Below are 23,330 nucleotides of genomic sequence, written 5' to 3' on the forward strand. Positions count from 1 at the left end.
GCCAAATATTTTCGCTCGCCTGCCAGCTTGCTACGCTTCAGATTACGTTTCTTGCGTAATCACTTCGGGCGGATTGCAGAGAGGGCCCCGGGACGAGGCTCCGCGCCGAGGGCGGACAAGGCGCCGAGGTCGCCCACTCAGGCCACCCGGCGGGCGGGCACGGCGGGTGGCTGCGATCTTCGGAGCACGCGGCTGCGCCGCTTCCGCCCTGGTTCTGACACCTGGAGGCCCGGATGTGGGACGCCCGCACAGCCGCTTCACCGATGTCCGCCGAGTTCCTGCCGACGCTGGACATCCTCGAGCCGGATCAGCAGAACCGCCTGACCGTCCTGTTGCGACTGCTGCTGCTGATCCCGCAGTTCGTCGTGGTCTGGGTGCTGTCGGTGGTGGCCTTCTTCGTGGCCGTGATCGGCTGGTTCGGTGCGCTGGTCCTCGGACGGCTGCCGGACTTCGCCGCGACGTACCTGGCGGGCTACCTCGGATACGACACCCGGGTGAGCGCGTACGCGATGCTGACGCTCGACCGCTATCCGCCCTTCGGCTTCGACACCCCGCAGTACCCGGCCCGGATCGGACTGAAGCCGGGCCCGCTGAACCGGGCGGCGGTGTTCTTCCGGCTGATCCTGGCCGTCCCCGCGATGATCATCCAGGGTGTGCTGGTCACCGGGTGGTGGTCCGTCTCGTTCATCAGCTGGCTGGTGGTGCTGGTGCTGGGCCGGATGCCCCGGCCGCTGTTCGAGGCGACGGCGGCGATCGTGCGCTACCGGATGCGCTTCCAGGCGTACCTGCTGATGCTCTCCTCCGCCTACCCGAAGGGGCTCTTCGGCGACGACGAGAGCGTCCTGCTCGGCACCGCGGTTCCGGGCGCCGCCACGACGGGTGCCCCGGGCACGGTCGGTGGCGCGGGCGCCGCGTCGGCGACCAGGCCGCTGGTGCTCAGCGGCGCGGGGCGCGGGCTTCTGGTGGCCTTCATCCTGCTCGGGCTGCTCGCCTCGACCACCTCCTCGTTGACGTCGGCGTTCACCTCGGACGACGACGACACGGCCCGGGCCACCGGGCCGCTCGCACCTGGACCGGGACCCGCCCGGCGCTGACGCCCGGCGGCCAGGTCCGGCACGTGGCCGTCGGCGGGAGGCGCCGGGTGGGCGGGCAGCCCCGGGCGGGGGGGGAATGGCCCGGGGCTGCTCCGACGACGGCCTGTCGGGGGGGGAGTGCCAGACCGTCGATGAGACGTCTGACCCGTTCTCGGCCGGCCAAACCGGCCGCGAACGGATTTGTTCTCGCGGCGCCGGGCCGGGGGCGGCGACGGCCCGGTCGCTCACCGCCGGCCGCTCACCCCGCGGGTGGGTCGGACCGGTCGGCAGCGGTCAGGCCAGCAGCAGGCCGAGCAGCCCGGCCCGGCCACCCTCCTGCCACGCCCGGCGCTGACGCTGCGCGCCCGTCCCCGCCGCCCGGTGGTCCTTGAGCAGCACCTCGACCCGGGCGCCGTCGCCGGTGTCCGCGAGGCCGGGCGCCGCGTACGCCAGGAACTCCTCGACCACGGCGTCGGCCGGCCGGGCCCGGCCGTCCACCGGTGACACCAGATCGCCGCCCAGCCCGTTGTGCGCGGCCTGCCAGGTGGCCGCCCGCAGCATCTCCTCCTGGACGCGGGGCAGCGGTGCGCCCCGACGCTCCTCCGCCAGTGCGGACGCCACCGCGGCCCGGGTCAGAGCAGCGAACAACTCTGCTTCTTCGACGGTGAGTTGGACGTCGGCGGCGCGGACTTCGATGGTCGGGTAGCGCTCGGAGAGCCGGGCGTGCCAGTAGAGGCCGGCCCGGTCGCGGATCAGGCCGGCCTCCTCCAGGGCCGTCACCCGCCGCTCGTAGTCGGCCGCGTCGGCGAAGACCGGTGGCTGACCGCTGGCCGGCCAGCGGTCGAAGTGGATCGTCCGCCAGCCGGCGAAGCCGGTCTCCCGCCCGCCCCAGAAGGGGGAGTTGACGGTCATCGCGACCAGCACCGGCAGCCAGGGGCGGATCCGGTTCAGGGCGGCGACGCCCTGCTCGCGGTCCGGCACGCCGACATGCACGTGCATACCGTTCAGCATCAGGTCGTCGACCAGCTGCGGCGCCTCGGCCCGCGCCGAGCGGTAACGCGCCCGGTCGGTGACCGGGACGGGGGTGAGACCGGTGAACGGCGCGGCGCCGACCGCCGCGATCCTGCAGCCCACCGACCGGGCGGCCTCGTCGACGGCGCCGCGCAGGCGCTCCAGGTGGGCGGCGCCCTCGGCCAGGTGCTCGCAGACCGGCGTGGCCACCTCGACCTGGACCTGCAGCAGCTCGTGCTGGGCCTCCTCCGGCCGCAGGGCCGACAGCAGATCCGCGGCGGCCAGCACCTCCGCCGCCCGTGGCACCGGCACCCCGCTCACCGGATCGATCAGCAGGTACTCTTCCTCGACTCCGAAGGTCAGCATGGTGCGCGGCTACCCCCGGCGGCCGGGTCCAACCCCGGCCGCCGGGGGTGCAGGAGCTAGGTGACCGGCGCCGGAGCGGGCCCGGGCCCCGGCAGCGGTCCCGGTCCGGGGCCGGGCACGGGCGGCGGCACCGGGTCCGGCCAGGGGTCGGGCCCGGGCGGACCGGGCGGCGTCGGCGGCACCGGGTCGGGGCCTCCCGGCGCGGGGGCGGGCCCCGGCAGCGGTCCGGGCCCCGGGCCGGGCCCCGGACCGGGCGCGGGCGTCGGGTTGGGCGGGACGGGATCGGGCGGGCGCGTCATGCGGTCTCCCTCTCGACGGTCATTCGGTCTCCCTCTCGGTGGCCGGTCTCCCTCTCGGTGGCCGGTCTGCTTCTCGGTGGCCGGTCTGCTTCTCGGTGGCCGGGGCCGGTCAGCGGGTGGCGGCGAGGCTCTCCTTCGCGGCCAGCGCCACCGCCTCGGCCGTGATGCCGAACTCCTGGTACAGCCGCTCCTGGTCGGCGGAGGCGCCGTAGTGCTCCAGAGCGACGATCCGGCCGGCGTCGCCCACCAGCTCGCGCCAGCCCAGCCCGACCGCCGCCTCCACGCTGACCCGGGCCCGGACCTGCGGCGGCAGCACCTCCTCGCGGTACGCCCGGGGCTGCGCGGCGAACCACTCCAGACAGGGCAGCGACACCACCCGCGCCGCGACGCCCTCGGCGGCCAGTTGTTCGGCCGCCTCCAGCGCGATCGACACCTCGGAGCCGGTGGCCAGCAGCAGTACCTCGGGCGCCGCTCCCCCGGCGGGCTCGGCCAGCACGTAACCGCCCCGGGCCGCACCCTCGGCCGGCGCGCAGGCCCGTTCGCCGCGCTCCAGGACGGGCACCTTCTGACGGGTCAGCACCAGGCCGGCCGGGCGGTCGGTGTGCTCCAGGACGGTGCGCCAGCAGACCACCGTCTCGTTGGCGTCGGCGGGTCGCACCACGTCCAGTCCGGGGATGGCCCGCAGAGCCGCGAGGTGCTCGACGGGCTGATGGGTCGGACCGTCCTCGCCCAGACCGATCGAGTCGTGGGTCCAGACGTACACGGCGGGCAGCTTCATCAGGGCCGCGAGCCGCACGGCCGGGCGCATGTAGTCGCTGAACGTGAGGAAGGTGCCGCCGTACGGGCGGGTGAGGCTCTGCAGCGCGATGCCGTTGAGGGTCGCGCCCATCGCGTGCTCGCGGATCCCGAAGTGCAGGGTCCGGCCGTACGGCCCGCCCTTCCACATCGAGGTCTGCCGGTCCTCGGGCAGGAAGGAGGGCTCGCCGTCCATGGTCGTGTTGTTGCTGCCGGCCAGGTCGGCGGAGCCGCCCCACAGTTCGGGCAGGACGGGCGCGAGTGCGCTGAGCACCTTGCCCGACGCCTCACGGGTGGCCATGCCCTTGGGATCGGCCGGGAACCGCGGCAGCGCGTCCTGCCACCCCTCGGGCAGCCTTTGCTCGCGGAGCCGGTCGAGCAGGGCTGCGCCGTCCGGGTGGTCCGCGCGCCAACGCTCGTAGCGCGGCTGCCAGCTCTCGTGCAGTTCGCGGCCCCGCTCGCGGGCCCGGCGGGTGTGCGCGAGCACCTGCGGCTCCACCGTGAAGTGGGCGGCGGGATCGAAGCCCAGCAGCCGCTTGGTCTCGGCGATCTCCTCCTCGCCCAGCGCGGCGCCGTGCGCCTTGCCGGTGTCGCTCAGGTTGGGGGCGGGCCAGCCGATCACCGTCCGCAGGACGATCAGGGACGGACGGTCGGTCTCCTCACGGGCGGCGTCCAGCGCGCCCAGCACCGCGTCGACGTCCTCGACGTAGCGGCCGGTGCCCGTCCAGTCGACGCTCTGCACGTGCCAGCCGTACGCACGGTAGCGGGCCGCCACGTCCTCGCTGAAGGAGACGTCGGTGTCGTCCTCGATCGAGATGTGGTTCTGGTCGTAGACGAGCACCAGGTTGCCGAGCCGCTGGTGCCCGGCGAGCGAACTCGCCTCCGAGCTGACGCCCTCCATGATGTCGCCGTCCGAGGCCAGCACGTAGACGTGGTGGTCGAACGGGCTCTGCCCGACCGGAGCCTGCGGATCCAGCAGTCCGCGCTCGCGACGGGCCGCCATGGCCATCCCCACCGCGGCGGCGAGCCCCTGGCCGAGCGGACCGGTGGTGATCTCCACACCCCGGGTGTGCCGGTACTCGGGGTGGCCGGGAGTGGCCGAACCCCAGGTGCGCAGCGCCTGCAGATCGGCGAGCTCCAGGCCGTAGCCGGTCAGGTACAGCTGGGTGTACAGCGTCAGGCTGGTGTGACCGCAGGAGAGCACGAAGCGGTCGCGGCCGAGCCACTGGTCGTCGGCGGGGTCGTGCCGAAGGACGTTCTGGAACAGCAGGTGGGCCAGCGGCGCCAGGCTCATGGCGGTGCCCGGGTGGCCGTTGCCGGTCTTCTGGACGGCGTCGGCCGCCAGCAGCCGGGCGGTGTCGACCGCGCGGACGTCGGTCTCGGTCCACCCGGCGAGTTCGGCCAGCGGCGGGGCCAGCGAGATGTGACGGACGGGGGCTGTCATGGAACGGCTCCTCCTCGACGGTGCGGGTGACCACCCGAACGGGTGAACACCTAGGCGGGCGCGGGCCGGTGCTTCCTCGAAGCGCCCGCCTCCCGGTGTGCGGCCGGCGGGCTGGACCGGCGGGTGTCGCACGGCGGTCCGTGCGACCGCCGGCCCCGAGGGCCCTGTCGCCGGGCGCCTACCCGGATCGGTCCGGCCCATGTGAGCCTGCCCCCCATGCCCTCGCGGCGCATGCCGGGGCGGACCGCCCAGGTGTCGGTGGGGTGATCCGGGGCAAGCGGGACCGGCGGGGCGACCGGGCCCGGATGGGGCGGCCCGGGCCCGGGAGGAGGCGGTCATGCAGAACTCGGCACACGCGGGCGCGGCGGCGCCCGACAGGCCCGTCGGGCCGGGCGGCGCGGCGGACGGCACGAAGGACGGCACGGCGGACGGAGCGGCGGTACGCACCCGGGTTCCCGCCCGGCTGGACCGGCTGCCGTGGTCGCGCTGGCACTGGCGGGTGGTGATCGGACTCGGCACCGTCTGGATCCTGGACGGGCTGGAGGTGACGATCGTCGGCAACATCGCCGGCCGGCTCTCGGCCCGGGGCAGCGGCCTGGACATCAGCACCGCGCAGGTGACCACCTGGGCCGCCGCGCTCTACGTGGCCGGCGCCTGCTGCGGCGCGCTGGTCTTCGGCCGGCTCACCGACCGGTTCGGCCGCAAGAAGCTGTTCATGGTGACCCTCGCGGTCTACCTGGCGGCCACCGCCGTGACCGCGTTCTCCTGGACGGCGTGGTTCTTCTTCCTCTGCCGCTTCCTCACCGGCTTCGGGATCGGCGGCGAGTACGCGGCGATCAACTCCGCCGTCGACGAGCTCATCCCGGCGCGGGTCCGCGGGCGGGTCGACCTGGTGATCAACGGCAGCTTCTGGATCGGCGCCGCGGTGGGAGCCTTCGCGTCGATCGCGCTGCTGAACACGGCCCTGTTCGCGACCGACCTGGGCTGGCGGCTCGCCTTCGCGATCGGTGTGGTGCTGGGCCTGGTGATCCTGCTGGTGCGTCGGCACGTACCGGAGAGCCCCCGCTGGCTGATCACCCACGGGCGGGCCGAGGAGGCCGAGCGCCTGGTGGACGGGATCGAGCGGACGGTCGAGCAGGAGACCGGCGAACCGCTGCCCGAGCCGGAGGGCGAGATGGTCGTCCGCCCGCGCCACTCGATCGGCTTCGCGACCATCGCGCGGACGGTCTTCCGGGACTACCCCCGGCGGACGGTGCTGGGGCTGGCGCTCTTCGTCGGCCAGTCGTTCCTCTACAACTCCGTCACGTTCGGCTACGCCGCCATCCTGACCACCTTCTTCGACGTACCGGCCGGGGAGACCGGCTACTACTTCGCGGTGATCGCGATCGGCAACTTCATGGGCCCGCTGCTGCTGGGCGGCCTGTTCGACTCGGTCGGCCGCAAGCCGATGATCGCCGGCACCTACGTCGGCTCGGGTGTGCTGCTGGCCGGCACGGCGCTGCTCTTCCAGCAGGGCGTGCTCGGCGCGGTCACCATGACGGCCTGCTGGACGGCGGTGCTGTTCCTCGCCTCGGCCGGTGCCAGTTCCGCGTACCTCACGGTCAGCGAGATCTTCCCGCTGGAGACCCGGGCGCTGTGCATCGCCTTCTTCTACGCGCTCGGCACGGCGCTGGGCGGCATCACCGGGCCGCTGCTCTTCAACGGACTGGTGAGCAGTGGCAAGCCGGGCGACACCACGTTGGCGTTCTGCATCGGCGCGGCCCTGATGGTCGCGGCCGGGCTGGTGGAGGCGGCGATAGGGGTACGCGCCGAGCGGCGCAGCCTGGAGTCGCTGGCCACGCCGCTCACCGCCGACGGGGCCGGCACCGGGCCGGCCCGGGCCTCGACCTCCTGACCGCCGCGCTCCCGGCCGGCGCGGTCACCGGCGCTCCTCGCGGGCCTGGTCACCGTCGCCGGCGGGCCCCGGTCGGACGGCGTGCGCGCTCGCCGTCCGGGCGGGGCCCGCGCCGGTCCCGCCCGACAGGACGTCCGCCAGTGCGGTGGCCAGGGCCAGCAGGACGAAGCCGATCGCCACCGCGAGGCCGAGCTGGAAGGCCCCGGCCCAGTCCCCGGGGTGGCCGGCCAGCCGGGCGAAGAACACCGAGCCGACGGCGGCGATGCCGGCCGCCGACCCGATCCGCTGGGCGGTCTGCAGCACTCCGGCCGCGCTGCCGGCCCGGGCCACCGGCACCCCGTCGAGGGTGAGCGCCTGGTTCGGCGAGATCACCAACCCGCTCCCGATGCCCGCCACCAGCAGCGGTGCGGCCGTCAGCCAGCCGACGTGCGGGCCGGACCACAGGTGCACCACACCGCCGGCCACCGCCAGGCCGAACGCCACCAGCACCAGTCCGCCGGTCACCAGCGGCCTTCCGACGCGGTGCACGACGCGTCCGCCGACCGCCGCCGCCGCGCCGGAGCCGAGTGCGAACGGGGTCACCGCCAGGCCGGCGGCCAACGCGCTGTAGTGCAGCCCGCTCTGCAGGTAGAGCGTGAAGATGAAGAAGATCGCCGTGAAGCCGGCGAAGTACACCAGGGACAGCAGCGTGCCGAGCGCGTACGGGCGGGCCCGGAACAGGCTCATGCTGACCAGCGGCTCGCGGCGGCGCGCGTAGCGCACCTCCCAGCCCGCGAACGCGGCCAACAGGGCGAGCGCGAGCGGCAGCAGCAGCCACTTCGCCGCGCTGTGCCACTGCTCGCGCTGGACGAAGGGCAACAGCAGCAGGATCGTCCCGGCGCCCAGCAGCAGCACACCGACCGGGTCGAAGTCGCCACGCCGCCGCGGCCCGCCCGCCGGTGCGGCCTTCGGCGGGGCCGGGGCCGGCAGCAGGCGGTACGCCAGTGGCAGCGCGACCAGGCCGATCGGCAGGTTGACGTAGAAGACCCAGCGCCAGCCCTCCTCGGTGCCGAAGGCCTGGATCAGCAGGCCGCCGAGCAGCGGGCCGACGGCGGTGGAGACCCCGATGGTGGCGCCCAGCAGCCCGAAGGCGCGACCCCGTTCGGCGCCCTGGAAGAGCTGTTGGATGAAGCCGGAGACCTGCGGGACCAGGATGCCGCCGGCGACCCCCTGCGCGAGGCGGGCCGCGACCAGCCACTCCTCCGTCCGGGCCGCGCCCGCCAGCACGCTGGTGGCCGTGAAGAGGGCCAGCCCGACCATGAAGACCGCGCGGCGGCTGCGGGCGTCCCCGAGCCGGCCGGCGGGGACGAGGGCGAGGCCGAAGGTGAGCGCGTATCCGGAGAGGACCCACTGCAGGCCGCTCTCCGACATGTCCAGGCCGCTGCGGATCGAGGGCAGCGCGACGTTGACGATGCTGACGTCCAGCAGGGTCATGAAGCCGGCCACCAGGCAGACCGCGAGGGCGTGCCAGCGGTGGTCGCGGCCGGGGCCGGTGGCGGCGTCCGCTGCTCCCCCGCGCACCGCGTCCGTCATGTCCGCCCGCCCGCCCGGTCCGGGAGAGGCCGGTCCCGGACCGCTGGGCCGTGGGCCGGCCGCTGACCACTGTCGTCCCGGTTCGCCATCGTCACTCCGTCCGGCCGGGGCTGCGCGGGCCCGACGGGTCCGCGCCCTGCGTCCAGTGTCGGCCGAAGGGCCGGACACGGCTTGTCCGGGCGCGGGAGGGCAGCCGTGCCACGGGCGGTGACCGGCGGGGGCGCCCGCCGGTCACCGCCCGCGCATGGGGCGGCCCGCAGCGGGCAGACGCGCCGCCGTGGACCTGGACGGACCAGGGACCACCGAGACGAGGAGCATGCTCATGTCATTCCTCTGGGCCGTCATCGCGGGGCTGGTCATCGGTCTGCTGGCGAAACTCCTGCTACCGGGGCGCCAGCCCGTTCCGCTCTGGCTGACCATCGTCCTGGGCATCATCGGCGGCGTGGCCGGGAACGCGCTGGCCGGCGCGCTCGGGGTCCGCGACACCGGCGGCATCGACTGGATCCGGCACCTGCTCCAGATCGGGGTCGCCGCCGTCCTCATCGCCGTGTTCTCGCCGGTCTGGGGTCGTCGGCGCGTCTGACCCGCGGTGGCCTCCCTGACAGGCCGACAGAATCGCCCCTGCCGTGGGGAGTAGCCGGCCCGAACCGGGGCACGCGGGAGACCACCGCTACGAATTCCGGAGGCTGCCGGTTCATGGACGCACAGAGGGACGCCTACACCGAGACAACCGTGGAGCGCGCGCTGGCGGCGCATCTGGCCGGACCGGTCCCCCGGACCCTGCGCATGGTGGCGCGGTACGACACCGGCAACCCGTACGCGGTCTCGCTCTGCTTTCCCGCCCCCGCCGTCCTCGCCGACGGTCTGACCGTCGAGGACGGCGGGCGGCCCGAGGACGGCACGGTCTGGACCGTCTCCCGGGAGCTCCTGACCGACGGCGTGCGGCTGCCGGCCGGCCTCGGCGACCTCCGGGTCCGGCCGGCCGGGGGCGGGCTGACCCGGCTTGAGTTCCACGGGATCGCGGGGGTCGCGCTCGTCCACACCGACACCTGCGCGCTCGCGGGATTCCTTTCGGACGCCCACGCCCTGGTGCCCGCCGGTACGGAGCACCTGCTGATCCGCTGGCCGGACACCGTCGAGACGCTGCTCGGGCAGGGCGGCCGATAGGCCGACCGGATGACCGGCAGCGCGCGGGTGGCGCTCCCGGGCCCGATCCGGGAACCCTCTGCCGGGCAGGGCGGTCCGCGCCGTGCCACGGGCGGAAGGCGGGCACCTGTGGGATCCGAGGGCCGACGGGCGAGGGTGTCCGCGCAGCGGGGGACGAGCAGGCGGCTCGCCCTCGCCGGCATGCTGTTCGCCGTCTCGATGACCTTCATCGACCAGACCATCGTCTCCATCGCCGCACCGAGCATCATCGGTGAGCTCGGGCTGTCGAGCGCCGGTATGCAGTGGGTGGTCAACGCCTACCTGCTCTCGCTGGCCGCCTTCTTCGCCCTGGGCGGCCGGCTCGCCGACGTACTGGGGCACCGTCGGCTGATGCTGATCGGCACGGTCACCTTCGTCGTCGCCTCCGCGCTCTGCGGGGCGGTCCCCACCGGATCGGCCGCACAGGTCTGGCTGATCACCTTCCGGGCCGTCCAGGGCCTCGGCGCCGCCCTGATGTTCCCGGCCGCCCTGGCCGTGGTGGTCGAGGTGTTCCCGGTCGAACGGCGCGGGGCCGCGCTGGCGGTGTTCTTCGGGGTCGCCGGCGGGCTCACCGCGATCGGCCCGATCCTCGGGGGCTGGCTGACCGCCTGGACCTGGCGGGCGATCTTCTGGGTGAACGTCCCGGTGGCCGTGATCGCGATCGTGCTGACGCTGATGGCCCGGATCCGCAACCGCCCGCGCCCCGAACCCGTCGACTGGCCGGGTGCCGCGCTGGTGGCGGTCGGGATGGGTCTGAGCGTGCTCGGACTCCAGCAGGCCTCGTCCTGGGGCTGGGGAAGTCCGGCCACCTGGCTGTGCGTCGGCGGGGGGCTGCTGGTGCTGGCCCTGTTCGTCGTGGTCGAGCTGCGCGGCGAGGACCCGCTGATCACCATGCGGGTCTTCACCGACCGGGCCTTCTCCGTCGACAACGCCGTGCTGTTCTTCGCGATGATGTCGTTCGTCCCGGTCTTCTTCTTCGCCTCCGTCTACGCGCAGGTCGCGCTCTCCTCGTCCCCGCAGGAGGCCGGCCTGTACCTGCTGGTCTTCTTCGCCGGGTTCGCGCCCGGGTCGCAGATCGGCGGCCGGATGCTGGACCGGCGGGGCGCCCGGCGCCCGATGGTGCTGGGGACCCTCCTCGGCGCCGTGGGCTTCGCCCTGTGGGCGCACAAGATCACCGATCTGTCGCTGAACGCGCAGTGGCCCTACATCGTGCTGTCGGGCGCCGGGATCGGACTGCTGCTGACCCCCGCCTCGACCGACGCGGTGAACCGGGCCATCGGCGCCTCCTACGGCGAGGTCACCGGCATCACCCAGACGATCCGCAACTACTCGGCCAGCGTGAGCCTGGCGGTTCTCGGCACCGTGCTGCTGAACGCCACCACCACGAACATCCGGCGGACCCTGCTCCGGCAGGGCCTGTCGGAGCAGGACGCCCGGGGCACCGCGACGGCGATCGCCCGGAGCGTCGCCGGGCAGGGCGGCTCGAACGGCTCCGGCGGCTCGGGCCGGCTCGGCGCCGCCGCCATGGACGCCGTCCGGCTGGACTTCGCGCAGGCCAACCGTCCGGTGTTCTACGGCATGGCCGCCGCGCTGGCGGTCGCCTTCCTCTGCGCGCTGCTTCACCCGGGGACGCGGGTGACGGCGCCCTCCGGTGAGTCCGAGGTGCCCGAGGAGTCAGCCGTGGAGCGGGGCTGAGCGGAGTCGAGCGATGGCTGCTGCGCCGTCGTGACCACCGTCCAGGGCCGAGCGGCCCGCTGACGGCCGAGCAGCCGGCCCCGCAGCGGCGCCACCAGCAGGCCGAGCAGTGCGGACAGCAGGCAGAGCGCCACCGCGGGGGCCGTCCCCGGGCCGTCCGTCAGCAGCAGCGGCAGCACCGGTGCCACCGCGAGGGCCCCGAGCCCGACCGGCAGCAGCAGGGCCCCGGCGTTCCCCGTGCCGGCGGCCGGCCGGGGCCGGACCGGCGCGGTCGTCCGCCTGCTGTTGCCGTCGCCGAAGAACGCGCGGACGGCCTCCGGGGATTCGAACTCGCCCCAGTGACAGACGCCGGCGTCGGTCACCAGGACCACCGGGCACCGGCCGGTGAGCAGCCGCCAGTGCCGCGGGGCCAGCAGCCAGGCCTCCTGACCACCGGCGAACCGGGCCACCAGCGCCGGGGCGTCGTCGGCCGGGTCGAGGAACAGCTCGGCCCCGGCGCCGTCGGCCCGCAGCACGCGCAGGTACTCGCGCACGGTGACGGGAGAGGCGCCCCGCAGGCCGCGCAGGTACGACCGCACCCGCGCGCCCGAACCGCCCCGGAGCATGCGCAGGACCGCGCCCAGGGACGTGCCCAGGGACGTGCTCAGGGACGTGCTCAGGGACGTGCGCACCGTGACGGGGGAGGCCCCTCGAAGCCCGCGCAGGTACGACCGCACCGTCACGGCGGAGCCGCCGCGGACCGGGACGGGCCGAACGCTCTCCTCCCGGACGGCGGCCTGCGGGGTGACCCGGACGCCGAGCACCTCGCCGCCGCGGGCGTCGCGCAGGAGCACCCGGGCCTTGGCGTGGGCCGAGCGGCCCGCGGCCGCGTACGGCACCAGGACGAGCAGCAGGAGCAGGGCGAGGAGCGCGACGCCGGGGTGGACCGACAGGTACCACCCGGAGGTCAGGCGCAGCCGCCACGCGGCCTCGTCGACGATCCCGCCCAGCTCCGGGTGGGATCGGGCCAGCAGGACCTGGTGCCGGTCGCCGATCCTGGGCGGGGCGCCCAGTCCGGTACCGAGCACGGTGATCCGCACGGGGCGGCCGCCCGCGTCCGCGACGGTCATCACCAGGGTGGCGCGGTATCGCGCCGGTGTGCCGCCGAGCCGGGTCACGTCGGTGGGCCCGGCGCTCACCTGTCCGGTGACCAGCGAGGAGCCCGCCGCGTGGATCTCCCGCAGTCGCGCCTGCTCGGCGCCGCGTGGGAGCGCGACCGCGGCGACGAGGCCCCAGCCCAGCAGGACCACCAGCACCGTGCCGACGGCGGCCCGCCGCAGCGGGCGGGGCAGCGGAAGCCGCAGCGGCAGCGCCGGCGGGGCGATCGGGCGGCGGTGGGGCGGGGCGCCCGCCTCCCCCGCCGCCGGCTCGCTCCGGGTCAGCGCGGCCCGGAGCAGCCCGAGCAGCAGGGCCGCCGCGATCACCGCGACGACGTCCCAGCGCGGGCGGGGTACGTCCGCGCGCAGCGCGACCAGCAGGGGTGCCACCGCCGCGCACAGCAGGGCGGTGGCACCGACGGCGCGCGAGGCGGCAGTGGAGGCACGGGGTGCCCGCAGTCTGTCGATCATCAAATTGATGCTGCCGGAGCGCGGGCGGTGGTGGTACGGCCGGCCGGTCTCGATCACACAACGAAGCCCGGAGCGGCCGTACCCGACCGGCCGTCAGTCCTTGACGGCGCCCGCCAGGCCGGAGACCAGCTTGCGCTGGACGGCGACGAAGAACACCAGCACCGGCACGGTCATCAGCGTCGAGGCCGCCATGATGGCACCCCAGTCTGCCTCGTCCGGTTTGAAGAAGACCAGCAGCGCCGAGGGCAGCGTCTGGTTCTGGGTGGCGCTGATGATGAACGTCTTCGCGAAGACGAAGTCGTTCCAGGCCGCGATGAACGAGAACACGCTGGTGGCGGCCAGGCCCGGGGCGACCAGCGGCAGCAGGATCCGCCACAGGATCCTGCTCCGGCTCGCCCCGTCGATCTGCGCCGCCTCCTCGATCGAGACCGGGACGGCCGCGACGAAGCCGCGCATCATCCAGATGCCGAACGGCAGTGAGAAGGCCAGCTGGACCAGGATCAGCGAGGCGAGGGTGTTGAGCCCGATGCCCGGGGCGAAGCGGCCGGCGTCACGGAACATGAAGAACAGCGGGATGGTCAGCGCCTCGACCGGGATCATCTGGGCGATCAGGAACATCACCATGATCGTGGTGCGGAAGCGGAACCGGAACCGGCTGACGGCCACGGCCGCGAGGAAGACCACCAGGCCGGACAGCACCACGACCGCCAGCGCGATCACCACGCTGTTGAGGAAGTAGCGCCCGAAGCCGTCGACGCCCAGCACCTGCCGGAAGCTCTCCAGCGTCGGGTGCGCGGTCCACGGCTTCGGGTGCAGGGACTGCACCTCGCCCTTGGGCTTGAAGGCGGACAGCACCATCCAGAAGATCGGGAAGGCGGTGACCGCGGCGACCGCGTAGGCGGTGGTGTTGGCGGCGAACCGCCACCGGCTGCGGGTGTTCACAGTTCATTCCCCGTACGTCGCAGGGTGCGGATGTGGAGAACCGTCGGGACGACCAGGATCAGCAGCATGATCACGCCGATGGCCGCGCCCAGCCCGTACTGCGAGGAGGCGAAGGCCTTCTGGTACGCGTACACGTTGAGCACCAGGTTCTGCCCGGCGATACCGCCGCCGGTGGTCATCACGTAGATCTGGGTGAAGACCTTGAAGTCCCAGATGACCGACTGGATGACCACGATGGTCAGGATCGGCCGCAGCATCGGCGCGGTGATCCGGCGGAACGTCGTCCAGGTGCCGGCGCCGTCCAGCGACGCGGCCTCCAGGATCTCGCCGGGGATGGCGTTGATGCCCGCGTAGAGCGTCACCATCACGAACGGGAAGGAGTGCCAGACCACGACGGCGCCGACGATCAGGAACGCCGTCCACTTGTCGTAGAACCAGTTGTACTCGTGGAAGCCGGACAGGCCGAGCTTCACCAGCAGGTCGTTGACCAGCCCGAGGTTGGTGTCGAACAGGAAGCTCCACACCGTGGATCCGGTCATGGCCGGCGCCGCCCAGGCCGCCATCGAGGCGGTGGTCAGCACCAGCCGGGCGACCTTGCCGATCCGGGTCAGCAGGACGGCCAGGGTGGCCCCGACCGCCAGCGTCGCGAGGACGCAGAACGCCGCGAAGCCGACCGTCTGGGCCAGCACCGTCCAGAACTGCCGGTCGCCCAGGATGGTGGAGTAGTTCTCGAACCCGACGAACCGGGTGGGCACTCCCCCGGACGCCTGCGCCTGGCCGAAGTCGAGCACCGAGAGCAGACCGAGCTGGTAGATCGGGTAGAGGACCAGCGGGATCAGGATGACGAGGGCCGGCAGCAGCAGCCAGAGCGGGGTCAGGCGACGGCGCCCGCGCGCGGGCGCGACCGGGCCGGCGCCCCGGCGGCGCCCGGCGGGGGGAGTCGGCGCCGCCGGGGCGGTCGTGAGGGAAGCGGACACGTACGGGACCTGCTCTCAGTGCGCCTGGAAGGCGGTGTTGATCTGCTGGGCCGCGTCGCCGGAGGCCCTCGCCACGTCGGCCTTGCCGGTGACGACCTGCTGGAGCATGGTCGGCACGACGGCCTGCGCGTCGATCTGCGCCCAGCCCTGGTCCATCGGGACGAAGCGGGTACCGGCCGCGATGGTGTCGGTGAACGGCTTCAGGAACGGATCCTTCGCCGCGACGGCGGTGTTGACCGACTTCAGGGTCGGCAGGTTGCCCATCGCGTCGTACATCGCCTGCTGGTTCTCCGGGCTCGCCAGCAGTTCGGCGAACTGGGCCGCCAGCGTGCGGTGCTTGGCCGCCTTCATGACGCCGAGGTTGTTGCCGCCGGCGAAGGCCGGGGCGATCGAGCCGGCCTCGGCCCCGGGCAGCGGGACGACCGCGTACTTGCCCTTGGCGGCTCCGGCGTCGACCTTGCTGCGGCTGGAGTTGGGCAGGATCGCCATCGCCGCCTTGCCGGCCGCGAACAGGTCGACGGTCTTGCCGCCGGTGAGGTCCGCGCACTGCTGGGCCGGGCACCCGTCGGCGCCGAACAGGTCGGTGTAGCGCTTGACACCCGCCTGCGACGCGGCCGAGTCGATGGCCGCGGTGTACGTGTCGCCCGTCTTCGCGGCGATGTCGCCGCCGGCGTCCCAGACAAACGGCAGCGCGCCGAAGGTGTACTTGCCGCCGACCGCGATGCCGAAGGTGTCGGCGTGCTGGGCGTGGATCTTCCGGGTGGCGGCGACCAGGTCGTCGTACGAGGCCGGGGCGCCGAGGCCGGCCTCGGCGAACAGATCGGTGCGGTAGTACAGCGCCCGCACGCCCACCCACCAGGGCAGGCCGTAGGTCTTCCCGTCGAGCACCGCGGTCTTGGCGATGGCCGGGTCGAGGTCGTCCTTCGAACTCCAGCCGCTCAGCTCGGCCCCGATGTCGGCGAGACCGCCGGCGGCCACGTAGCCCGGGAGGTCGGTGTTGCCGAACTCGACCAGGTCGGGGGCGCTGGACGGGTCGTTGAAGGCCCCCTTCATCTTCGCCGCGCGAGCCGCCGCGTCGGTGTCGATGTAGCTCACCTTGACGGTGACGCCCTGGTGGGCCGCCTCGAAGGCGGTGACCGCCTTCGCGACGACGGCCTCCTTCGGCGCGTTGCCGGCCTCGTTGTACAGCCAGACCTGCACGGTGCCGCCCTTGTCGTCGGCGGCCTTGCCGTCGGCGGGCAGCGCGGTGCCGGGCGAACAGGCCGAGAGGGCGAGACTGCCGACGGTCAGTGCGGCGGCCGCGGCGGTCCATCTGATGAGACGCATGGGTGGAGACCTCCCCGCCCGACAGGATCCGCTCGCTACGCGTCCCGTGGGGGCGGACACGTCGAAACAGGCCCTGACCGGGGCTGATGGCTGAAGAGACGCAAGGGTGTGGCGGAGCCGCCCGGCCTGCCCGGCCGGGGATCCGCTCGATGCCGTGACGTTAGGCGGGGGCTCGCTTTGCCAACAAGAGACCTTTACCGATGTTTTGCACTGCACAACGCCATGCCGAATAATCGGCAACCCCGACGCCGGACGGTACGGTCTGAGCACCCTGCGGAGTCCGCGCGACGAGGCGGGGTCCGGGCCCGGCACGCGCCGGGGCCCGGCGCCGAGCAGGAGGGAAGGCAAGCGATGGCAGCCAAGGCCACCGACGACGGGCCGCAGCAGGCCGCAGCGGCCGGCGACCGGGCGGCGACCGCCGCTCCCGGCGACCGCAACCAGTCGTCCTCGCTCCGGCGCGCACTCGCCGTCCTCGGACACGTCCGCGACCACGCCAACGGCGGGCGCGGCGTCCCGCTCGGCCAGCTCGCCGAGGAACTCGGGCTCAACAAGAGCACCGTGCTGCGTCTCACCGGCCCGCTGCTCGACGAGCATCTGCTCGACCGCGACCGCGAGACCGGCTGGTTCCGGCTCGGCCACGGCGCGCTGCGGCTCGGCCAGGCCTACCTATCCACCCTCGACCTGCGCAGCGTCGCCGCCGAGCACCTGCGCCGGTTGCAGCGCGAGGCGGGCGAGACCGTCCACCTGACGGTGTGGGAGAGCCCCGGCATCGTGTACGTGGACAAGGTCGAGGACGAGACCAACGTCCGGATGGCCTCCCGGATCGGCAGCCGGGCCCCCGCCTACTGCACGGCCACCGGGAAGGCGATGCTCGCCTGGCTCCCGGACACCGAGGTGGAGGCGGTGGTGGACGCCGGGCTGCGCCCGGTCACCACCTGGACCATCTCCGACGCCGTCCGGCTGCGCGCCGACCTCGCCCGGATCCGCGCCCGCGGCTACTCGATCGACGACCGCGAGAACGAACCCGAGGTCCGCTGCGTGGCGGCGCCGATCTTCGACCACACCGGCGAGGTGGCGGCCGCCCTGTCGGTCTCCGGCCTGATCTCCCGGATGACCGCCGCCCGGGTGCGCAACCTCGGCCCGGTGGTGGCCCAGGTCGGCCTGCGGATCTCCCGCGAACTCGGCTCGGACCGCCAGCCGGCCGAGGCCCCCGGGCGCCGCCCCGCACCGTGAGCGGCGGCCCGTCGCGAGCGGCGGCCCACGTGAACGGCGGCCCGGACGGGCGGGCGGGGCGGTCGGCGGCGGGGCGGTCGGCGGCACCCGAGGGGCACGGGACCCGGGGCTACGGTCGTCGCGGCTACGGTCGTCGGGCCGACGCCGCCCGGGCCGGTATCGGCCCGGGCGGCGGGGAGGTCAGGGGCGCGCCGCCGCCCCGCGGCCCTCGTTCGTGACGGCACGGCCGGGCCGGCCGGAGCGGGCCTGCTGATCGGCGGCGACCGGTGAGAAGCGGACCGGCAGATGCACCAGCGCGCGGTGGAACGGGCCCGGCCGCCAGAGCAGTTCGGGCTCCGGCACCGCCAGCTCCAGGTCGCCCAGCCGACTGGTCAGCTGCTCGATGGCGGTGATGGCGATCAACAGCGCCGGATCCCGCGCCGGGCATGCGTGCGGACCGGCGGCCCACGCCAGGTGGGCGCTCTCGCCGCTGCGCCTGTGCGTGTCGTCCGGCGGCGGCGCGGCCTGGGAGTTGGCGGCGGCGTAGGAGACGAGCACCAGTTCGCCGGCCGAGATCCGCCGCCCGTGGAAGGTGATGTCGTACCGGGGGTAGTGGGCCGAGAGGTTGGCCAGCGGCGGCTCGTGCCAGAGCACCTCGTCGATGGCCTGGTGGGCGGTCATCGCCCCACCGAACAGCGAGCCCGCGTAGCGGTCGTCGGTGAGGATGCGCAGCAGCGAGTTCCCGATCAGGTTGGTCGTGGGTTCGTGCCCCGCGCTCATGGTGAGGGTGATCTGCCGGACCACCTCGTCGTTGTCCAGGGCGGCCGGGTGGCGCAGGAACCAGGACGTCAGGTCGTGCCGCCCGTGTTCGCGCCGGTCGGCCACCATGCCGGAGACCACCGCGACGAAGTCCGCGTACGCCGCGGCCGCCTTCTCGGTGGACTCCATCATCCCGGAGATTCCGGCGACCAGCCGAGCGCTGTGCTCCTCCGGCACCCCGAACCAGGTGTTGAAGACGAACAGCGGGAGCTGGCGGGCGTACTGGGCGATCAGGTCGGCCGTGCCCAGGCCCTCGAAGCGTCCGATCAGCTCGTGCGCGACCTGCCCGACCCGGGCCTGCAGCACGTGCGGTTCGATCAGTGCCAGGCCGTCGGTGACGACCTGGCGGTAGCGCGCGTGCACCTCGCCGTCGCTGAAGAGCGCGGTCGGCCGCCAGCCGAGCACCGGCAGCACCGGGGAGTCCGGCGCAAGCGTCCGCTGCCAGGCCCGGGGATCCTTGGAGAAGGTGTCCGGGTCGCGCAGCACGTCCAGCGCCGCCTGGTAGTCCGTCACGAGCAGCGCCCCGATGCCCGGCGCGATCTCCACCCGTGCGGTCGCGCCGTCACCGCGCAGCCGCTCGTAGTGGCCGTGCGGATCGGCGGCGAAGGCCGGGCCGTAGAGGGCGGTGGGACGCGGGCCGGCGGGGTCGCCGGGGTCGAGCGGATCGGAGGGGCCGAGCGGATCGGGGAGGCCGACGGGCCGGGGGTCGGGCTGGGTCACCGCTGCTCCTGGGGCAGGCTGTGCAGGACGTGTTCGGCCAGCGCGATGAGCGCCTCGGCGCTGGCGCCGCGCTCGCGAGCGTCGCAGAGCACCAGCGGGGTGTCGGGGTGCAGGTCGAGATGCCCGCGCAGGACCTCCGCGGAGTGCGCGGGGGCGTCCGGGAAGCAGTTGACGGCGACGGCGTACGGCAGGCCCTGCTCCTCGACCATGTCCATGATCTCGAAGGACTCGGCCAGCCGGCGGGTGTCCACCAGCACGACCGCACCGAGGGCGCCGCGCGCGATGTCCTTCCAGAGCGGGAAGAAGCGCCGCTGTCCGGGGGTGCCGAACAGGTAGAGCACCAGCTCGCCGGGGAGGGTCAGCCGCCCGAAGTCCACCGCGACCGTGGTGGTGGTCTTGTCGGGCAGGCCGGCCGTGTCGTCCACCGGTGCACCCGTCTCGGTCATCACCTCCTCGGTGTGCAGGGTGGGGATCTCGGAGAGCGTGCGGATGAGGGTGGTCTTCCCGACCCCGAACGGGCCGGCGATCACCACCTTCATCAGGGTCTGGTCGCGGTCGGGCAGGTAGCCGATCCGGCTACCTGAGGGTGCGGAGTCCATCGAGGAGCCTCTCGACGAGTGAGCGGTCGATCTGCTGGGCACGGGGGATCGGACTGCGGGCCTGGAGCGTGCCCGCGTCGACCAGATCCGCCACGAGGAAGTTGGTGGCACTGACCGGCAGGCGCAGGTGCGCCGCCGCCTCCACCAGGGTCAGCGCACCGGGCAGCAGCAACTCCCACAGCCGCCGGTGCTCGGCCTCCAGGCCCTGCGGCGGCTCCGGACTGGCGGAGTGCAGCAGGGTGAGCCGGTCGAGCACCGTACGACTGGGGCGGCTGCGGCCGCCGGTGACCAGGTAGGCGGGCACCATGCGCCGCCGCGGGGGGACGGCGTTCATGTCCGGGCGACGGCGTCCTGATGGCGGGCCGGGCTCGCCATGGCCCGGGAGAGGGCGGCCACCTGGACCTGCATCTGGTAGGCCACGTTGCCGAGTTGGGCGTCCGGCGAGGCGAAGACCGCCAGCGAGGTGTTCTGCCCGGCCGGGACGACGACGGCGAACCCGAGGTCGGACTCCACCACGGTCTGCGCCAGCCTCGGCTGCTGGTCGGTGAACGCCGTGGTGAACGCCCTCGCGGCGGCGTGCACCGTGGCGGTCATGGCTGCCACCCGCTCGGCGGAGGCACGGCTCAGATCCTGCGAGGCGCCCTCGACGAGGCCGTCGCCGGTGGCGATGACCGCGTGCAGAACCCCGGGCAGCTCCAGGAGAGGGGTCAGCACCCACGAGATCTGGTCGGTGGCGGAGGGGAGGGACGTGCTCACTGGTCGGCTCCTTCGGGGGACTTCGGGGAGGGGCTGTGCTCGCGCCCCGCGACGACGGAGGTGCTCGTGCTCGCGGGCTCCGCCTCGGTGGGCGGCTCGTGGTCGAGCGCAGCGGGTTCGACGGAGCTCAGGTGGGGCCCGCCCGGTCCGGGCGCGGGCTGATCGGGCGCGGGCTGCTCGGGCGCGGGCTGCTCGGGCACATCGTGCTCGAACGCAGGCTGCTCGGCCGCGACGTGCTCGGCGGCCGAGACGGCGGCCCGGCCGGAGCCGGTCCCGTCCTGCAGCGCCTGCCAGCGGGCGGCGGCCTGCTCCGGGCTCCGCCCGGCCGGCGGTCCGGGCGCCGGCTCGGCGGAGGCCGGCGGAGGCGGCAGCGGCCTGCGCCGCCGGCGGCTGGGCAGCCCGTCGGCCCCGGGCTCCACCGGCGGCTGCGTCGGCGCGGACGGCGCGGACGGCGCGGACGGCGCGAGACGTGCGGCAGCGGGCTCGACAACCCCCGCGCCGGCGGGGTCCGCGACGCCTGCGGCCACCGGCGCCGGGTCGGCCTCCGTCGCCGGGAGCTGGGGCGGAGACTGCGCCGCCGCCCGGGACGGCGCGGCCACCGCCGGGGCGCCCACCGGCAGCGGCGTCAGGACGGAGAGCGGCTGGTCGTCGTCCACCAGGGTCAGCAGCTCACCCGGGATCCGCACGATCGTCCGCATGCCCCCGTACGGCGACGGCTCGATGTGGCAGGCGAAGCCGTACTGCCGGGCGAGCTTGCCGACGACGGCGAAGCCCGCCTTCGGCGGGTTCCCCAGTTCGGTCAGCAGCACCTCCGGCGGGCCCGAGAGCAGCCGCCTGGCCCGGCGGAGCTGATCGTCCTCCATGCCGATGCCGCTGTCGTCGATGACCACCAGGGCGCTGCGGCCGCCCTGCTGGATGGTGACCGGGACCTCCGTCTCCGGATGCGAGTACGCGGTGGCGTTGGCGAGCAGTTCGGCGATGGTGACGGCGATCGGCTCGGCGGCCCGGGCGACCACGGCGAGCCGGGGCTCCCGCAGATGGTTGGCGACCTTGATCCGCGCGTAGCCGGGCACCCGCGACAGGGCGCCGAGCACGACCTCGGCCAGCGGGGAGTCGGTGCGCGCGAGGCCCGGCCAGGCCTCGCACAGGACGGCGATGGTCTGGATCCGGCGCAGCGCGACCTCGTTGCGGAAGTCCAGCTCCAGCAACCGGGGGTCGTCGTTGTCGTGCTGCAGCTGCTGGACCAGGCTCTGGATCTGGTACAGCAGCGTCTGGATCTTGGAGGTGGCACCTCGCATCGTGGCGCGGGCCGCGCCGTCGACCCGCTCGCGCTCACCGGTGACCGCCGCCGCGCACGCGTACAGCACGGCCTGCAGGGCGAGTTCGGCCTTGTCGCCGGCGCGGCCGGCGTCCTTGGGTCCGGGTACCGGAGCGGTGGGGTGGGTCAGTGCCAGCGCGGTGGCCGGCACCCGCTCGTCGGCGAGGTGGCTGATCTCGGCGAGCAGGGCCCGGGCCCGGTTCTCGGCCTCCTGGACGCGCTCCTCGCTGCGGGCGAGCCGGTTCTCGGCGTTGCGGTGGCGTTCCTCGCTCCGGGCCAGGCGGCTCTCGGCGTTCAGGTGGTGCTCGTCGCTCTGCGCGAGCCGGGCCTCGGCGGCCTGGGCACGCAGCTCGCTCTGGGCCAGACGCGCCTCGGCGTCCTCGGCGCGGGCCGTGACACGCCGGCGGGCGCGTGCCAGGACACCGGTTGCCACCACTGCGGCGGCGCTGACGGCCGCCGGTGCGAGCAGCTCGATCTGGTTCATCGAAGTCCTCGGTCGAATGGGGGGATTCAGCCGCCGCCCGATCGGCGGGGGTGCCGGAGCGACGACTGGTGGCCGGAACGGGGTGGTGGTCGGATCGATGACGGTGGTGGTCGTGCTGCGGACCGGACGGGCCGGGGCCGGAGCGCGGCGGCTCGCGGTCGGCCCGGCCGGCTCAGGCCGGCCGGAGCTCGCCGCCGGCGGCCGGACCGGGCTGACCGGTGGCGCCGGCCCGCTCCAACTCCCTTGCCACAGAGGCGACCTGAGACATTACCTCAAGAACACCGGGCTGCTCGGTTCCGTCCAGGTGCCGGTACTCGGAGCCAAGGGTGACGACCAGCCGTTCGGGCAGGCCCAGCTCCGGGAACCGCTGCTCGGCGATCACCCGGCGGGCGGCCTCCAGCGCCGGTACCCCGGCGGCGTGCAGCGCGTGGGCCCGCTCCTGGACGTACCCCAGGTGGGCGATGTGCCGGTGGACCCCGGCGCGGTCCAGCAGCGGTCCGTGGCCGGGTATGACGATCTCCGCCCCGGTGTCCAGGACCCGCCCGCAGGCGTCCATCACGCTCTGCAGCGGGCCGGCCCAGTGCACCGGGTGGTCACCGGGGAAGTCGGGGGTCGAGGCGAAGATCACGTCCCCCGAGAACACCGCCTTCTGGTGGGGCAGGTGCACGATCAGATCGCCGTCGGTGTGCGCCGGCGGCAGACCGATCACGTGCACCGGGTACTCCCCCACCCGCAGTTCGAGCTCACCCTGGAACATCAGCGTCGGCTGCACCGACTCGGTGCCGGACCAGTCGAACTGCCCGAAGTGCCGGTCCAGGTACCAACCGAGGTCGGTGGCCGGGTCGGCGCCCGTGACCAGTGCGTGCTGCTGCTGCGGGGTCGGGTCGTAGTGGATGTGCTCCAGTGCCTCCTTGGTGGAGATCACCTCGGCCTCCGGCACCACCCCGGCGCCCCAGAAGTGGTCGCCGTTGGCGTGCGTGACGATCACCCGGTCCACCGACACGCCGTCGGCCAACCGCTTGCGACTCTCGGCGAGGAACTCCCCTGCCAGCGAGGGATCGTAGGGGGTGTCGATCCAGGCGGCAGTACGGGGCGAGGTCAGCAGGCCGCAGTTGGCCAGCCCCCAGCCCCGCTTCGGGGGGAGCCAGACGTACAGGTCGTCACCAATCGTGCTCATGTTCGCACGCGCGATCGTCATGGCCGCGATTATGCCGATGTTGGATCAAGGATGGGGAA

At 74.0% G+C, this 23,330-nt stretch carries 19 protein-coding genes; 6 read left to right on the forward strand and 13 right to left on the reverse strand.

Going from position 1 to position 23,330, the window contains the following annotated elements; genetic code table 11:
- The first annotated feature begins 263 nt into the window (after positions 1-263).
- Complete coding sequence (locus tag OG823_RS04675) at positions 264-1,094, forward strand: DUF4389 domain-containing protein (RefSeq protein WP_371477750.1); 831 nt, start codon at positions 264-266, stop codon at positions 1,092-1,094.
- 273 nt (positions 1,095-1,367) lie between these two features.
- Here the strand turns inward: OG823_RS04675 and OG823_RS04680 are convergent, their stop codons facing one another.
- Together OG823_RS04680 and tkt are read right to left on the reverse strand one after the other, a co-directional pair.
- Entirely contained in the window at positions 1,368-2,450 is a 1,083-nt protein-coding gene (locus OG823_RS04680; RefSeq protein WP_371477752.1) for a glutamate--cysteine ligase, read from the reverse strand.
- 408 nt (positions 2,451-2,858) lie between these two features.
- Positions 2,859-4,988, reverse strand: coding sequence for a transketolase (gene tkt, locus OG823_RS04685; RefSeq protein ID WP_371477754.1), 2,130 nt, complete (start codon positions 4,986-4,988; stop codon positions 2,859-2,861).
- 337 nt (positions 4,989-5,325) lie between these two features.
- On the opposite strand from tkt, the gene OG823_RS04690 reads away from it, so the two are divergent.
- Entirely contained in the window at positions 5,326-6,882 is a 1,557-nt protein-coding gene (locus OG823_RS04690; RefSeq protein ID WP_371477755.1) for an MFS transporter, read from the forward strand.
- A 24-nt stretch (positions 6,883-6,906) separates the two neighbouring features.
- On the opposite strand, the gene OG823_RS04695 is transcribed toward OG823_RS04690, so the two are convergent.
- Complete coding sequence (locus OG823_RS04695) at positions 6,907-8,454, reverse strand: MFS transporter (RefSeq protein WP_371477756.1); 1,548 nt, start codon at positions 8,452-8,454, stop codon at positions 6,907-6,909.
- Positions 8,455-8,776: 322 nt separating this feature from the next.
- Between OG823_RS04695 and OG823_RS04700 the strand changes: the two genes are divergently transcribed.
- The 3 genes from OG823_RS04700 (at position 8,777) to OG823_RS04710 (ending at position 11,334) form a co-directional block, all read left to right on the forward strand.
- Positions 8,777-9,037, forward strand: coding sequence for a GlsB/YeaQ/YmgE family stress response membrane protein (locus OG823_RS04700; RefSeq protein WP_371477757.1), 261 nt, complete (start codon positions 8,777-8,779; stop codon positions 9,035-9,037).
- Between the two features lie 113 nt (positions 9,038-9,150).
- Entirely contained in the window at positions 9,151-9,621 is a 471-nt protein-coding gene (locus OG823_RS04705) for an SsgA family sporulation/cell division regulator (protein ID WP_371477758.1), read from the forward strand.
- 9 nt (positions 9,622-9,630) lie between these two features.
- Entirely contained in the window at positions 9,631-11,334 is a 1,704-nt protein-coding gene (locus OG823_RS04710; protein WP_371477760.1) for an MFS transporter, read from the forward strand.
- On the opposite strand, the gene OG823_RS04715 is transcribed toward OG823_RS04710, so the two are convergent.
- From OG823_RS04715 to OG823_RS04730, 4 genes are all read right to left on the reverse strand, one after another.
- Positions 11,259-12,941 (reverse strand): hypothetical protein, encoded by a 1,683-nt coding sequence (locus OG823_RS04715; protein ID WP_371477762.1) that lies wholly within the window; start codon positions 12,939-12,941, stop codon positions 11,259-11,261. The two genes, OG823_RS04710 and OG823_RS04715, sit on opposite strands and share 76 nt — an antisense overlap.
- A gap of 93 nt (positions 12,942-13,034) precedes the next feature.
- Complete coding sequence (locus OG823_RS04720; RefSeq protein ID WP_371477763.1) at positions 13,035-13,883, reverse strand: carbohydrate ABC transporter permease; 849 nt, start codon at positions 13,881-13,883, stop codon at positions 13,035-13,037.
- Positions 13,880-14,860, reverse strand: coding sequence for a carbohydrate ABC transporter permease (locus tag OG823_RS04725; protein WP_371477764.1), 981 nt, complete (start codon positions 14,858-14,860; stop codon positions 13,880-13,882). Before OG823_RS04725 ends, OG823_RS04720 begins: the two co-directional genes overlap by 4 nt.
- Positions 14,861-14,875: 15 nt before the next feature.
- Positions 14,876-16,186, reverse strand: a complete 1,311-nt coding sequence (locus OG823_RS04730) for an extracellular solute-binding protein (RefSeq protein WP_371477765.1) — start codon at positions 16,184-16,186, stop codon at positions 14,876-14,878.
- 351 nt (positions 16,187-16,537) lie between these two features.
- Between OG823_RS04730 and OG823_RS04735 the strand changes: the two genes are divergently transcribed.
- Complete coding sequence (locus OG823_RS04735; RefSeq protein ID WP_371477767.1) at positions 16,538-17,419, forward strand: IclR family transcriptional regulator; 882 nt, start codon at positions 16,538-16,540, stop codon at positions 17,417-17,419.
- A 180-nt stretch (positions 17,420-17,599) separates the two neighbouring features.
- On the opposite strand, the gene OG823_RS04740 is transcribed toward OG823_RS04735, so the two are convergent.
- The 6 genes from OG823_RS04740 to OG823_RS04765 form a co-directional block, all read right to left on the reverse strand.
- Entirely contained in the window at positions 17,600-18,937 is a 1,338-nt protein-coding gene (locus tag OG823_RS04740; protein WP_371477769.1) for a cytochrome P450, read from the reverse strand.
- Positions 18,934-19,536, reverse strand: a complete 603-nt coding sequence (locus tag OG823_RS04745) for an ATP/GTP-binding protein (RefSeq protein ID WP_371477770.1) — start codon at positions 19,534-19,536, stop codon at positions 18,934-18,936. Before OG823_RS04745 ends, OG823_RS04740 begins: the two co-directional genes overlap by 4 nt.
- Positions 19,514-19,870, reverse strand: coding sequence for a DUF742 domain-containing protein (locus OG823_RS04750; protein ID WP_371477772.1), 357 nt, complete (start codon positions 19,868-19,870; stop codon positions 19,514-19,516). The genes OG823_RS04745 and OG823_RS04750 overlap by 23 nt, the downstream gene beginning before the upstream one ends.
- Positions 19,867-20,292, reverse strand: coding sequence for a roadblock/LC7 domain-containing protein (locus OG823_RS04755; RefSeq protein ID WP_371477773.1), 426 nt, complete (start codon positions 20,290-20,292; stop codon positions 19,867-19,869). Before OG823_RS04755 ends, OG823_RS04750 begins: the two co-directional genes overlap by 4 nt.
- Entirely contained in the window at positions 20,289-22,094 is a 1,806-nt protein-coding gene (locus OG823_RS04760) for an ATP-binding protein (protein WP_371477775.1), read from the reverse strand. Before OG823_RS04760 ends, OG823_RS04755 begins: the two co-directional genes overlap by 4 nt.
- Before the next feature lie 172 nt (positions 22,095-22,266).
- Entirely contained in the window at positions 22,267-23,292 is a 1,026-nt protein-coding gene (locus OG823_RS04765; protein ID WP_371477776.1) for an MBL fold metallo-hydrolase, read from the reverse strand.
- Between the last annotated feature and the right edge of the window lie 38 nt (positions 23,293-23,330).

It is taken from the genome of Kitasatospora sp. NBC_00315 (genome assembly GCF_041435095.1).
GTDB lineage: Bacteria > Actinomycetota > Actinomycetes > Streptomycetales > Streptomycetaceae > Kitasatospora.